The organism is Faecalicatena contorta, from assembly GCF_001404335.1.
GTDB classification, from domain to species: domain Bacteria; phylum Bacillota; class Clostridia; order Lachnospirales; family Lachnospiraceae; genus Faecalicatena; species Faecalicatena contortus_B.
On record NZ_CYZU01000091.1, the window covers coordinates 1 to 13,580 of the forward strand.

Genomic DNA, 13,580 nt, shown 5'->3' on the forward strand with positions numbered 1-13,580 from the left:
CAGTGGTGCTCCATTTTCAGGGCTGTTTCCCGCCTAGAATTTCTTAGGCCCGCGGCCGCATTTTTGAAAGGACACGGATGTTCTCCGGGAGGCTTTCGGCTATCTCTTCATGGAGCGTCCCCATCCGTGCCGCGACTAAAGCGCGTCACTAAATCCCGATTTATTTTTGATCCTGCGGCACCGTATTTTTCCCAAACACCGCCATCAGGATAATTGCCGCAGCAAAACTTACGATACATGCGATAATAGCCGCCACAACCGATGAGTCAAATCCCGTCTCCGGATTGATAACCTGCAGCCATCCGAAGATCCCGTTTGTTCCATAGAAATATTGTTTTACTCCGCCGAATCCTATGATTGCCCCACCGATACCAGAAGCCAGGCACGCCAGGATAAACGGCTTTTTGAACTGCAGTGTGACACCATAGATTGCTGGTTCTGTAATACCTACCATGGCTGAAAGGATCGCAGGACCGCATACGCTTTTGAGCTTTTTATTTCTTGTTTTGAGCATAATCATCAGTACCACTCCCGCCTGTGCAAATGCGGAAGAGAGGCCTGCGATTGTGATCGGGTCGAATCCCATGGTCGCCAGATTATTTACAGAAATTGCAACGAATCCCCAGTGTACGCCGAACATAACACATACCTGAATTAACGCACCGTATAAGAAACCGCTGATTGTCGCGTTGAGATCAAATAATGCCGTAAATGCGGCTCCAAGCAGGCTGCTCGCAAAACTTGCAACCGGCCCGATAATCAGGAACGCCAGAACAATGCTGATGATCAGGGTAAGCGCCGGTACAGCAAAAGTCTTGAACAAGTCGCTCATCCTCTTTGCGAAGAATTTTTCTACTTTTGCGGCAAAATAACACGTCACAATCGCCGGTATCACAGAGCTTGCGTAGTTCATCAGAATGACAGGAATTCCGAGGAATGTTACGTAGACCGGAGATTCAAAAATGGTTCCTGCAAACAGTGTGTAAAGCGGTTCCCCTGCCATAATCGTCGTGAGGGATGGGTAAACCAGCGCCGCTCCAATGGCCATTCCGATAAACGGCGTGCCCCCGAATTTCTTCATCGCGGTGTATCCAAGGAACACCGGCAGAAAGTTAAAAAAACAGTCGCCCACAATGTTCAGGATCTGATAAGTACCCGATGCGGTTGAAAGCAGGCCGGTCGCGGTAAGCAGTGCCAGAAGGCCTTTGATTACACCGGTTGCGGTAAGCATTCCCAGAATTGGCGTGAATACGCCTGATATCAGATCGATAAACTGGTTTGTTACCTTTTTCTTCTTCATTTCTTCTTTGAATTCTTTGGCATCTCTTACTTCCGTCTTTTCGCCGTCCATCCCCAGCATGGCCAGCATTTCTTTGTAGACATCCCCTACGTGCTGTCCGATCACGATCTGATACTGGCCGCCGCTTTTGACGATGGATAGAACACCATCAATTGCTTTCACCGCTTCGTCATCCGCTGCCGCTTCATTCTTCAGTTGAAGGCGCAGCCGTGTCGCACAGTGGTAGACGCTGGATATATTGTCTCTTCCGCCGATTTTTTCTACAATCTCTTCGATCATTTTTTCGTACTTCATTCGATAAATCCTCCTTCGCTCAATTCCTTAAAATCAAAAGTCATACTCTGTTCCTTCTGAAACTTAATCTTCTGCCGCCGCCCTGTTCTGTCTGCAATTATAACCGCAGAATCCCGCATTCCCAGCAGCCTGATTTCTGTAATCTGCGAGTCCTTCCACACCAGATCCAGAATACATCCGCACTTCAGGCGGATTCCCTGCACTTTTCCATTTTTTACTGCCTGGGGGAGGGCCGGGAGCAGAAAGACGATATCCTCAAAATCCTGCACCAGCATTTCCAGCAGGCCGCAGGCGCCTCCAAAGTTTCCGTCTATCTGGAATGGCGGATGCGTGTTGAAAAGGTTATCCAACGTGGCGCCAGTCAGCAGCTCACGCTGATTCTTCCACGCTTTTTCCCCGTCCCGGAGCCGTGCGTAAAACAGAATAATCCAGGCCTTGCTCCATCCCGTATGGCCGCCTCCATGGCTCAGGCGTCTCTCCAGAGTATGACGCGCTGCCTGCGCCAGCCCGGGCGTTGTGTCCGGACGTATCTGCGCTGCAGGGTATAGGGCAAACAGCTGGGAGATGTGGCGGTGTCCGATCTCCATTTCTTCATAGTCCTTCCGCCATTCCTGAATCTGTCCGTATTTTCCGACTTCGATCGGGGGCAGCCCGTCCAGACGTGCTTTCACATCTTTTTCCAGCTCGTCTTCCAGGCCGAGTTCTTCTGTGATCCTGAGGTATCCGCCAAACAGTTCCCTGAGGATTTCAGAATCCATGGCAGGCCCCATACAGAGACACCCGCATTCCCCCTGCTCATTCATATAGATATTTTCCGGGGAACTGCTCGGCCCTGTCATCCAGTATCCCTGCTCGTCCTGCACCATATAATCCGTAAAAAATTGAACGCTGTCCCTCAGTATTCCATAAAATTCATCCATAAATTCACGGTCTTTTGTATACAGATAATGTTCAATAATGTGAAGACAGAGCCAGGCCCCGCCCATCGGCCATATGGTCGCCGATACATGGCTGTCCTGCGGTGCGCAGTCCCCCCAGATGTCTGTATTGTGGTGGCAGCAGAATCCGCGCGCTCCATACATCTTCTCCGCGGTCTCCTGCCCATGCGGCCGCATCGTTTTCAGGTGCTCCAAGAGCGGCATGTGCAGCCGGGAAAGCCCCGTCTTTTCCGCTATCCAATAATTCATTTGGATATTAATATTAATCGTATATTTGGAGCCCCAGGCCGGTTCAAAGTCTTCGTTCCAGATTCCCTGCAGATTGGCAGGAAGGCTGTTTTCACGGCTGGAACTGATCAGCAGGTACCTTGCAAAATTATAATGCAGATTCACCAGGCCAACGTCCTCCTCCCCGGTTCTCATCCGGGCAAGACGTTCCGGGGTGGAAAGCCGCTCAAGTTCCGCCTCCTTCCCGAGCTCCAGTACACTGCTGTTATAAAGTACATGATAATCATCGAGATGCTGCTTTTTTAACGCTTCATAAGGCTGGGTACCGGCCGCCTTCAAGGTTTCCATACACCACGCGGCTGGATCTTCACTCCGGTAAGTCGTCCTGCCGGTTATAAAAAGCACCGCCTCCTTCGCGCCCTCTACGATAATATGGCTGCCCATACGGTACCTGCGCCCTCCTTTCGAGGCAATCCGCACCGCCATCTCGAAGGCAATCCCGTTATCCGCACCGTTTTTACCGTACAGGCGTATTGTATCGTCTCCAAGTGCCTCTGTACCGTCGCAAAAAGACGAGCCCCTTCCCGAACGGTTGTCTTTTCGGGTAAGAGAAACTTCAAAATCCAACGCCTCGCCTGCATCTGCGTACATTTTATAAACCAGAACCTGTGCCGGGGCGGAGGCAAAAAATTCTCTTTTTACAGTTCCCTTCTCTGTCTTATATGCAATGCTGCCCACTGCATCCTCCAGATTCAGGCTCCTTCGATATCCTTCGAAAACCGGCGGTTCATACTCCACAAACGAAGTTCCGTTCTCTTTCTTCTTCACGATCTGCCTGCCGCGTGTATGAAAAAAGTCAATCCATACATCTCCCAATGTCTGGTAGTGCCTCATATGGGGGTAGGATGCATACATACTACGGGAAGCCAGAAGTTCCGCCTCCTGCACTCTGCCCTCCTTTAGCAGCTGTCTCACTTCATGCAGGTGCTCTTTTGCATCCGGATTGACCCGCTCCATGTATCCGCCTGACCAGACAGAATCCTCATTGACCTGTATCCGTTCAACCGATGTCCTGCCAAAGACCATAGCTCCCATAAAACCATTTCCTATGGGAAGTGCTTCTGTCCACTCCTCTGCTTCGTTCCGAAACCAGATTTCGTTCATCGCGATTCTCCTTCCTTCAAATTTCTGAGGTCATTATAGCAAAAAAAACAGAAGTTCCGAAAAAGTTCGCAAAATGGAAACTCTCTCAAAACTTCTGTTATTTTAACCTAATCTTTACTGCAATACACAAGATTAATCAATGATTACATCATCAGGAAAGCCATACTTCTTCTGATACCTTGCTGTGATCTGTTCGATCAGGAACTGATAAAGAATCGGATGATTCTGGACCCGCTCCCCATATTTTAGAAAAATGCACATATCCACTCTCGGGTCCCTTTCCATCTCTGTGTTGGATGTAATCAGAACTACCCTTGCTTTTGTTTTATTAAAACATTCTTTCTCAGGTTCTCCGTCCAGCTTTGAAAACGTGCTGATATAGCGTCCTGAATTCGAGAAAATTAAAAGCAGTGTATCTGCGCCGGCCTCTGCAATATAATGTTCCTGCTTCCTGTCATTAATCGTTGTATAGACATATTTTCTGTAGTAGGACATTTTGTATTGAAAATTCAACGCTGCCGTCTCGGAATAAATCTCCCCAAAAGCGGCAATTTTCTTATAACCGTGGATATCCTCCACGAGGCGTTCTATCCTTTCCATATCAATGGAGGACGCCTGATTCCTGATATCATTCGTCAGCACCTGGACATAACGGTCCATCCCATGTTCCAAAATGTAATCCGTAATGTTCACCGAATCTCCGCCCCGGATATAAACATCCTTTTCACGCTGGCGCATAGCCTCCAGCTTGAAATCCGTATAGTCGTCAAAACCAATCCTTCTCACAAACTTGGATACCGTAGACTTTGATACACTGCACAGGGCAGCCATCTCCCCGATCGGTATCTGATACAGCTGGTTGATATTCTCCAGCATCAGACTGGCGATATGGTATTCCGTTGTGCCGACAATTTCCTCATTAATTGTGGTGATTAAACGCTGATATAAAATATGCATTGTCTTTTTCTATTCGCATTCTCTGATGCGCTTTCTCAGCGGAAGTATCATGGATGGGGATACGGAAAGCTCGTCCAGCCCCATCTTCAGGAATTCTTCCGTCAGTTCCAGATCGGCTCCCAGTTCACCGCAGATCCCAATCCACTTGCCCTCTGCATGAGCATTCTCAGCCGCCATCCTGATCATCGCGAGCACTGCCGGATGATGTGGGTCATAGAATGCATCCAGTTTGGAATTCTGCCTGTCAATCGCCAGCGTATACTGAGTCAGATCATTTGTACCCACGCTGAAAAAGTCTACTTCTTTTGCCAGTTCCCTGCTGATCATGACAGATGCCGGTGTCTCGATCATCACGCCGGTCTCCACATTCTCTTTAAACGGAATTCCCTCCGCCTTCAGTTCACTCTGCACTTCTGCAATAATCTCTTTGATCTTGTAAATCTCATCAACTGAGATGATCATCGGGAACATAATGGAAATATTGCCGAACATAGCTGCACGGTATAGCGCACGCAGCTGCGTCTTAAAAATCTCTGTTCTCGTCAGACAGATACGGATTGCACGGTATCCCAGCGCCGGATTCTCTTCCTTGTCCAGCCCGAAGTAATCAACCTGTTTATCTGCTCCTATGTCCAGCGTACGGATAATAACCTTTTTGCCAGCCATATTCTCCGCAACCTGCTTATACACTGTAAACTGCTGCTCCTCGGTCGGAAACGTGTCGTTCTCCAGATATAAGAATTCACTCCGGAACAAGCCGATTCCGCCTGCATCATTCTTCAGGACAGCGCCAACATCGGATACATTGCCGATATTAGCATATACATTCATTTTCTGGCCGCTCTTTGTTACATTCTCTTTGCCTTTCAGCTGTTCCAGAAGGGCCTTCTGTTCCAGATCCTTTGCCCGCTTCTCCTGCATCTTTGCCAGCGTTGCCTCGTCCGGGTCAATATACAGTATCCCGGTGAAACCGTCAATTACTGCCATCCTGCCGTCATACTGGGCCAACAGTTCCTCTCCCATGCCAATGACTGCGGGAATGTTCATCGTTCTTGCCAGAATTGCCGTATGGGAATTGGAAGAACCATACATGGTTGCAAATCCAAGGACCTTGCTCTTGTCCAGCTGTACAGTCTCGCTGGGAGCCAGATCATCCGCTGCAATAATACACGGCTCATCCGTCTGAGCCATACTTTCTCCCACGCCGCAGAGGATGTCCAGTACACGCTCGGATACATCCTTTACGTCCGCCGCACGCCCCTGCATATATGCATCATCCATAGAAGCAAACATCTGCGCAAAGTTGTCCGCCGTTGTTGCTACCGCAAATTCTGCATTTACTTCCTGGGTACGTATAATATTTTCGATTGATTCAATGTAATCCAAATCTTCCAGCATCATCTGGTGTATCTCAAAAATCATGGCATTCGCTTCGCCCACATCCTCAAGCGCTTTGTCATACAGCCCTTTGAGCTGTTCAACTGCATCGGTCTTTGCCTCCTGAAAACGGGTGCATTCCGCCTCTATATCATCAACGTGTGACCGCTTGATCACTTTCTGATTCCTCTTATAAAATGAGAGCTTTCCGATGGATACACCGCCAAATACACTTTTACCTGTTATTGTAATCATAGTACCTTCCCTTATATACAAATGATAAGTGCTCTTTTATTTATAAATTTTCTTTAAAAAATGCCTCTAATTCTGCGATTGCCTGATCTTCGTCTTCGCCCTCGGCTGTCATAGTAATCTCTTCCCCTGTTTTTACTCCGAGTCCCATTACTCCAAAGATTCTCTTTGCATCGGCACTCTTCTCGCCTTTAACGATTTTAACGGCAGATTTATAGCCTGCAGCCTGCTTTACCAACAGTCCTGCCGGTCTCGCATGAATTCCCTCCGGGTCTGTAATAACATATTTAAATTCTTTCATGATACTATTTTCCTCCTATTTTTTATTTTTAACTTCAATTAGTATATAACATATCTCCGTTTTTTTCAATTGCTTATAAATTATTTCACACTACTTTCCATTTAAGATCTAAAAAAACGGCATTTGAAGGGCATCTTGCAGCACACTCCCTGCGGATTCTCCACAGGGCAAATGCCGCAAAATGCCCTTTTTTATGACTCAAACAACGGTGTGGAAAGATATCTTTCTCCTGTGTCAGGCAGGATGGCCATGATAGTTCTGCCTTTATTTTCCGGTTTTTTTGCAGCTTCAACCGCCGCATGGAACGCCGCGCCGGAGGAAATTCCAACCAGCACGCCCTCTCTCCTTGCCAGAAGTTTTGCGGCCGCATAGGCTTCCTCGTCCTTCACCTGTACTATGGATTCATAGATATCTGTATCCAGCACTTCCGGTATAAAACCTGCACCGATGCCCTGCAGCCCATGTGGTCCCGGTTTTCCGCCCGACAGTACCGGGGAGCCGGCCGGCTCCACTGCAATCACCTGCACATCCGGCTTTCTGGACTTCAGGTAGGTTCCCGTTCCCGTGATAGTTCCGCCTGTGCCTACGCCCGCAATAAAGATATCCACCTGGCCATCGGTGTCCTCCCAGATCTCGGGACCTGTTGTTTTCGTATGAATTTCCGGGTTTGCACTGTTCACAAACTGACCAAGTACAATTGCATTTTCCCGTTCCTTTTCAAGTTCCGCCGCCTTTGCGATGGCTCCGTTCATTCCCTTCGCCCCTTCGGTCAGGACAATCTCTGCGCCATAACCCAGCAGCAGCTTTCTTCTCTCGATGCTCATCGTCTCCGGCATGACAAAAACTGCCTTATATCCCTTGGCTGCCGCCGCCGATGCCAGCCCGATCCCGGTATTTCCGCTGGTCGGTTCGATAATCGTGGCTCCCGGTTTGATCAGGCCTTTCGCCTCCGCGTCTTCAATCATATTCAAAGCCACGCGGTCCTTCACACTCCCGGCCGGATTAAAGTACTCCAGCTTTACCAGAATGCGCGCTTCCAGGTTCAGTTCCTTTTCAATATTCGACACCTCCAGTATCGGCGTCCTTCCTACCAGTTCTGTAATACTTTTATATATGTTTGCCATTTTACTGCCTCCAATTCTGTATCTATATTTTATATTCGTTCCAAAGCCTGTTCCAGGTCATACAGGATATCATCTATGTGCTCGGTTCCCACGGACAGCCTGACCGTGTTCGGCCTGATGCCGGAAGCCTCCAGCTCTTCGGGCGTCATCTGGGAATGCGTCGTGCTGGCCGGATGGATGACCAGTGATTTTACATCTGCAACATTGGCGAGCAGAGAGAATATCTCCAGGTTATCAATGAATTTCTTAGTGTCTTCCCCTGTACCATTTACTTCAAATGTAAAGATTGAAGCGCCCCCATTGGGGAAATATTGATGATACAGTTCATGATACGGACTGTCCTGCACCGAAGGATGATTTACTTTCGATACTTTTGGGTGCGCCTGCAGAAATTCTACGACCTTCAGCGTGTTTTCCACATGGCGCTCCACCCGGAGTGACAATGTTTCCAGGCCCTGCAGAAACAAAAATGCATGAAGCGGCGCCATGGTTGCCCCTGTATCCCGCAGAATCACCGCGCGTATTCTCGTTACAAATGCCGCGGCTCCTGCCACGTCATAAAAGCGTACGCCATGATAACTCGGATCCGGTTCCGTGAGCTGCGGATATTTACCGGATGCTTTCCAGTCGAAAGTTCCGCTTTCAATAATAACTCCGCCCAAAGCGGTCCCATGTCCTCCGATAAACTTAGTTGCAGAGTGAACAACAATATCTGCACCGTATTCAAAGGGCCTTAGCAGGTACGGCGTGGCAAATGTACTGTCCACTACCAGGACGATCTGATGTCTGTGGGCAATATCGGCGATCTCCTGTATATCGGCCAGATTTGCATTCGGATTCCCGATAGATTCTATAAATATTGCTTTTGTATTCTCCTGAATTGCCGCTTCCACCGCGCCTTCCACATCCGGATCCACAAAAGTTGTGGTAATGCCCTGATCCGGCAGCGTATGTTCCAGCAGGTTATAGCTGCCCCCATAAATATATTTTGAGGCTACAATATGATCCCCCTGCTTAGCAAGATTCTGAAATGTATAAGTAATTGCCGCCGCACCGGATGCGACGCCGAGTGCAGCCGAGCCGCCCTCCAGCGCTGCGATTCGTTTCTCAAAGGCATCCTGGGTGCTGTTCGTCAGCCTTCCGTATATATTCCCCGCATCAGCGAGTCCAAAACGCTGAGCCGCATGCTCACAGTCCCGGAATACATAGGACGTGGTCTGGTAAATGGGAACCGCCCTTGCGTCTGTCGCCGGATCCGGCTGCTCCTGTCCTACGTGTAACTGCAATGTCTCAAATCTTAATTTTCTGTCTCTGCTCATCTGCGTTGTCCTCACTTTCCTGTCAATTCACCTTTTCATGTTTCCTTTAAACCTGTCTGGATCAGATATAGTACATATTCGTACTGCAATCCAGATTCTCTCTGTACTCCCGCACCAGCTGGGCCAGTGTCCGCTTCCCGAGGAATTCGTTCACCTTACTGTCAATCTCATCCCACACCAGTTCCTGTATCGCTTTCTGTACAGGATCCGCGGCCTCCTCCCCATTCCTGTCGATAATGGAAAATTCCCCTTCCAAAGCCTCCAGTATCTCTTTCACTGTAATGCACTCGGCGCTCCTGGCCAGCTTATATCCTCCGCCGGCCCCCTTGACGCTGACAACAATGCCGGCTTTTCTCAAAACTCCAAAGACCTGCTCCAGATAATTTAAAGAAATATTCTGCCGCTTCGCCGTCTGAATCAGGGATATCGGACCCTCCTGGGAATTCGCTGCCATGTCCACAAGTGCGCGTAGTCCGTATCTTCCTTTAGTAGATACCTTCATATAACACCTTCTTTCTATATCCTACTATCTTGATAAGAATTGTATATTTAATGTTATACACCCAAATTCCTACCATGTCAATACAAATTTTTGCAACTTATTTTTATGCTTAGGGGGACGCCTCGCGTGGAACGGGGCGGGGACAGACAGAAGCATATCGCTCTTTGGATACTGGCGCTGCGCTAAGCAGCAGTAAGAGGAAACACACAAAATCAGCCGGAACCCTACGCATTCACCGCCCAATCTGATGATTGGACGGCTCAGGCGTAGTGAAAAGTTAATTTGGTGACTAACTTTTCTCCGGCTGATTTTGTGTGTTTCCTCTAACTGCTGCTAAACTCGCTGGATGTATTCCAAACAGCGATATGCTTCTGTCTGCCCCCGCCCCGTTCCACGCAAGGCTGGGTTCATCCAACCGGCAGGAAAAATTAGTTTCCCGGTGGGATTCTAAGAATTTGGTTCTAGTGAGTCTCTTGTAAATGGGGCTTTTCGCATGTTAATTTTAAGGATAATCAAAAACATATAATAAAGATAAGAGCCTTATCACACCTTTTCTATAACTCTATTGTTTCAATAAAATTATTAATTGTAAGATTGTCCGGCACATCTTGCACTATAGTGAATAATTCTGCTATTTTACTATGAATTTCATTTGAATTTAATCTCAATTTTTCTTTGCTAACATTATTCAACATAATCCATAATAGATAAAAATTCTGATTTGTCTTACTTTGAACATTTGACTTTTTATGCATTATCAACTGATTAAAATTTTCAAAATTTTCGCCAGTAAGAATTTGTAATTTTTCAAAAAATATATGCACTTGATCTACTGAATCCAAAAACCCTAAATCATTATTTCTAGTTAAGTTATCAAGCAAAGAAGTAATATTAGATTTTTTGTTCATTCTTGCATTTATTCTTTTATTACGAATAAAAATATTGACAATTTCAGAAGCCTTGATATCGCCTCTTGTTTTATAATCAATATAAGCTAATGTTGTCACTAATTCTTCATTTTTCATGCGTTTATCTAATGGTTTTAATAAATTTTCTGAGTACTCATTAGTTATAGATTTGATCTTATCTATCAATTTTTTATCTATATAAGCATTCCACATTTCAAACGTATTCGGAAGTATCGTATAAGGCTTAGAATTCAATCTTAAGAAAAGATCTATTGGTGAAAAATTTCGATTATTAAGTTGATTAATCTCAACAATATCAATCGGAAAATCTAGTATTTTATCTATTAAGCTATTATCATACTCTTCTATTCTTTCACGATCCATTCCATTAAGTTCCTTTAAAATCCTTAGTTTAGACAGTTTATAATTATGAATAATTGATTCTTTAAATTTACCATCTTCATCTTTGTACACCTCTCCTAAAAAACCTATAATAGCCAAAAGACGTTGTTGGCCATCGATAACCTCATATACTTTATCCTCTCGCTTATAGATAAATATAGGAGGAATCCTAATATCTAAAAGAATACTTTCTAGTAAATATGATGCCTTTTGTTTATTAATAGTTTCTGACCTCTGATACTCTGGTCTTATTAAAAACTTTGATTCTTTTATATCTTGCAATATATCATAAATTGAAGATGATGCAGGATCTGTTTTAGTCAACTGAAATGTATCCATCTGCTCCTTTTTTATATCTATTGACATTATCCGCTTAAATTCTACAGAGTTTCTTAGGTTATCATCATAATTTATATGATACAATCCCTTTATTAAATTACTCACTAACAAATGCCTATTAACAACTGACTTATAATAATGGCTCCCAGATTGAACAAAAATTTCCTCTATATTGATAGGGTCTTCAATTCCTTTCCACACCGCATCATCCTCCATCGTAATTGAGGAAAAATCTTTAGCTAAGTCTTTGCATTTTATCTTATTTAAAATAGTCTTGTCCTTCATATAAATAATTGTAAATGCCCAAAAAAAGACTTCATACACCAATATATTTTCAGCCAAAAATGAATTAAACCTACTTAATGACTTTTTAAATCTTGTAAGTTTTTTTATTAGACATGTATACATTTCAATTAGTTGTTTCGGATCACATTCTTTAAATTTTTCATAATAATAAGTTTTAATACAATCAACTCTTGATTTTGCTCCAGCATAACTATATATAGGTATATAGGGTAAAGTTAATAAAAATCTAATTCTCGATAGCAAATAATTAACTTTATCTCTTTTTTGCATATTATGTTTTCTCTGTGGAATAAATAGAGCTGTATTTTGTTCTAATAAATTCGAATCGTTATTAAGATGAATCTTTAATTGTTTAGCTATAATATCATTAATATATTCTGCTCGTTCAATTTCTTGAGATTTAAGGGCAGTAATCCCAGAATTGTATCTTCTAAATATTTCTTTTTTCACTTTATCTTTCTGTAATTCGTTTAAAGCAGGTTCATTAACAACATTGAAATTTAATATTCTAATTTTTGTATTTCTAAAGGTATCCTTTACATTATCTGGTAAATTAATATATCTCAATCCAGCTAGACTAGTTAATGCTTTTAATCCTTTTTCAGTTAAAACAATTTTATCTTCTAAAAATCTTTTTATCGTTTCATATCTTTGTCTTCCATCAATCACCTCTTTTTTAGTACCATTCTCAAATAAAACTATTGGTGGAACTTCAGTACCCAATAAAATGCTCTCGATAAAATACGTTGCTTTGTCCTCATCCCAAACATATTTTCTTTGATAATAAGGAGCAAAATCTACAGATTTTGAATATCTCTCGTTCAAAAAGGTATGAGATATAGATTTAACTGTATTCTCCACTCTTAAACTATTTTTAAAAACACCAATTATGTCATCACAGTTCATCTCAAATGCCGGCATATCTAACCTCCTATATGTATTCTCTCATTAATTATTTGTTCTTTAAATTGGGGAATCTCCTTACTTATAACAGAGCCTTGGTAAAAATACTCATTATTGTATTTAAGTCGTTGTTTTACTAATCCATCCACAGCAAAGCGAAACACATATTGCCAACTCAAATTTTGAAAAGAGTTAACCACTTGATCAATAGATGGCATCCAATCATAAATATATCTACACTCATCAAACATCATTGCATCTAAATACATAATCGTATCTTTTGCTTTATATGATAAACGTTTAGTTAATTTAGAAACATAGTGCATCGGGTATGCCAATTGATTAATTGATAAGTCTAAAAATAGACTAGAAGTTGGCATATCAAGAAACTGATATAGCTGGCTTTTTTGTAAATGCTGAATTGATTCACTTAATTTTGGTGTAATATTATAACAATTTCTTACTTCATTGACAATTTGCATAGATCTCAAAATACTAATCCCCCCAGGAAATAGGCCTCCCATCTCAATCAATAAAGAATCGAATTTATCGTCCAGTAAATTGTTGAATCTTTTTTGCTTTAAAAATGAATTGCTTGCAAGAAACTTATATAAGGAATTATTCTTTATTAGATTAACTTCATGGGCAGTCTTATACAATTTTTCTGGCGGTAATAATGAAATAAAATATTTCCAAAATTCTGAATTAGCAAATCTTAAACTAGATGAAGTAACTGAAGCGATATCACATAATAGCGATGTTATAAACTCACCATAATAATGTTCAATATTTGCTTGTATTTCTTGTAACTTTACATCGTTAATTTCTGCAAAAGGTATACTAACATCATCATTAATATTTACATTAGGATTAGTTTTCGTGTATACGGTAAACCATGAGTACTGGCTCATTTTTTGACCGCCGTTTCCGGCGGCCAGGTCTACACATTGGTCGTTTTAGACTTGC

General features: G+C 43.6%; 10 protein-coding genes. All 10 read right to left on the minus strand.

Going from position 1 to position 13,580, the window contains the following annotated elements; genetic code table 11:
- Positions 1–160 precede the first annotated feature (160 nt).
- On the minus strand, positions 161–1,594 hold the full coding sequence (locus tag ARB69_RS24530; protein ID WP_050640006.1) for a PTS transporter subunit EIIC: 1,434 nt from the start codon (positions 1,592–1,594) through the stop codon (positions 161–163).
- On the minus strand, positions 1,591–3,924 hold the full coding sequence (locus ARB69_RS24535; RefSeq protein ID WP_055155289.1) for a glycosyl hydrolase family 95 catalytic domain-containing protein: 2,334 nt from the start codon (positions 3,922–3,924) through the stop codon (positions 1,591–1,593). The genes ARB69_RS24530 and ARB69_RS24535 overlap by 4 nt, the downstream gene beginning before the upstream one ends.
- A 132-nt stretch (positions 3,925–4,056) precedes the next feature.
- Complete coding sequence (locus ARB69_RS24540) at positions 4,057–4,881, minus strand: MurR/RpiR family transcriptional regulator (protein ID WP_055155290.1); 825 nt, start codon at positions 4,879–4,881, stop codon at positions 4,057–4,059.
- 9 nt (positions 4,882–4,890) lie between these two features.
- A complete protein-coding gene (gene ptsP, locus ARB69_RS24545; protein WP_055155291.1) occupies positions 4,891–6,513 on the minus strand; it encodes a phosphoenolpyruvate--protein phosphotransferase in 1,623 nt (540 codons plus the stop codon).
- 40 nt (positions 6,514–6,553) lie between these two features.
- Positions 6,554–6,811, minus strand: a complete 258-nt coding sequence (locus ARB69_RS24550) for an HPr family phosphocarrier protein (protein WP_025657285.1) — start codon at positions 6,809–6,811, stop codon at positions 6,554–6,556.
- A gap of 191 nt (positions 6,812–7,002) precedes the next feature.
- On the minus strand, positions 7,003–7,935 hold the full coding sequence (gene cysK, locus ARB69_RS24555) for a cysteine synthase A (RefSeq protein WP_055155292.1): 933 nt from the start codon (positions 7,933–7,935) through the stop codon (positions 7,003–7,005).
- Between the two features lie 29 nt (positions 7,936–7,964).
- The gene (locus ARB69_RS24560) at positions 7,965–9,254 is read right to left on the minus strand and encodes an O-acetylhomoserine aminocarboxypropyltransferase/cysteine synthase family protein (RefSeq protein WP_055155293.1); all 1,290 of its coding nucleotides are present in this window, start codon (positions 9,252–9,254) and stop codon (positions 7,965–7,967) included.
- A gap of 61 nt (positions 9,255–9,315) precedes the next feature.
- A complete protein-coding gene (locus ARB69_RS24565) occupies positions 9,316–9,756 on the minus strand; it encodes an RrF2 family transcriptional regulator (RefSeq protein ID WP_050640000.1) in 441 nt (146 codons plus the stop codon).
- Positions 9,757–10,310: 554 nt separating this feature from the next.
- A complete protein-coding gene (locus ARB69_RS24570) occupies positions 10,311–12,632 on the minus strand; it encodes a DUF262 domain-containing protein (protein ID WP_055155294.1) in 2,322 nt (773 codons plus the stop codon).
- A gap of 2 nt (positions 12,633–12,634) precedes the next feature.
- Positions 12,635–13,525 carry a hypothetical protein gene (locus ARB69_RS24575; RefSeq protein WP_055155295.1) on the minus strand — a complete coding sequence of 297 codons (891 nt, stop codon included), beginning with the start codon at positions 13,523–13,525 and terminating at the stop codon, positions 12,635–12,637.
- Between the last annotated feature and the right edge of the window lie 55 nt (positions 13,526–13,580).

Coding starts and splice junctions, on each gene's coding strand:
- ARB69_RS24530 (WP_050640006.1), bottom strand. CDS start 1,594: ATGAAGTACGAAAAAATGATCGAAGAGATTGTAGAAAAAATCGGCGGA.
- ARB69_RS24535 (WP_055155289.1), bottom strand. CDS start 3,924: ATGAACGAAATCTGGTTTCGGAACGAAGCAGAGGAGTGGACAGAAGCA.
- ARB69_RS24540 (WP_055155290.1), bottom strand. CDS start 4,881: ATGCATATTTTATATCAGCGTTTAATCACCACAATTAATGAGGAAATT.
- ptsP (WP_055155291.1), bottom strand. CDS start 6,513: ATGATTACAATAACAGGTAAAAGTGTATTTGGCGGTGTATCCATCGGA.
- ARB69_RS24550 (WP_025657285.1), bottom strand. CDS start 6,811: ATGAAAGAATTTAAATATGTTATTACAGACCCGGAGGGAATTCATGCG.
- cysK (WP_055155292.1), bottom strand. CDS start 7,935: ATGGCAAACATATATAAAAGTATTACAGAACTGGTAGGAAGGACGCCG.
- ARB69_RS24560 (WP_055155293.1), bottom strand. CDS start 9,254: ATGAGCAGAGACAGAAAATTAAGATTTGAGACATTGCAGTTACACGTA.
- ARB69_RS24565 (WP_050640000.1), bottom strand. CDS start 9,756: ATGAAGGTATCTACTAAAGGAAGATACGGACTACGCGCACTTGTGGAC.
- ARB69_RS24570 (WP_055155294.1), bottom strand. CDS start 12,632: ATGCCGGCATTTGAGATGAACTGTGATGACATAATTGGTGTTTTTAAA.
- ARB69_RS24575 (WP_055155295.1), bottom strand. CDS start 13,525: ATGAGCCAGTACTCATGGTTTACCGTATACACGAAAACTAATCCTAAT.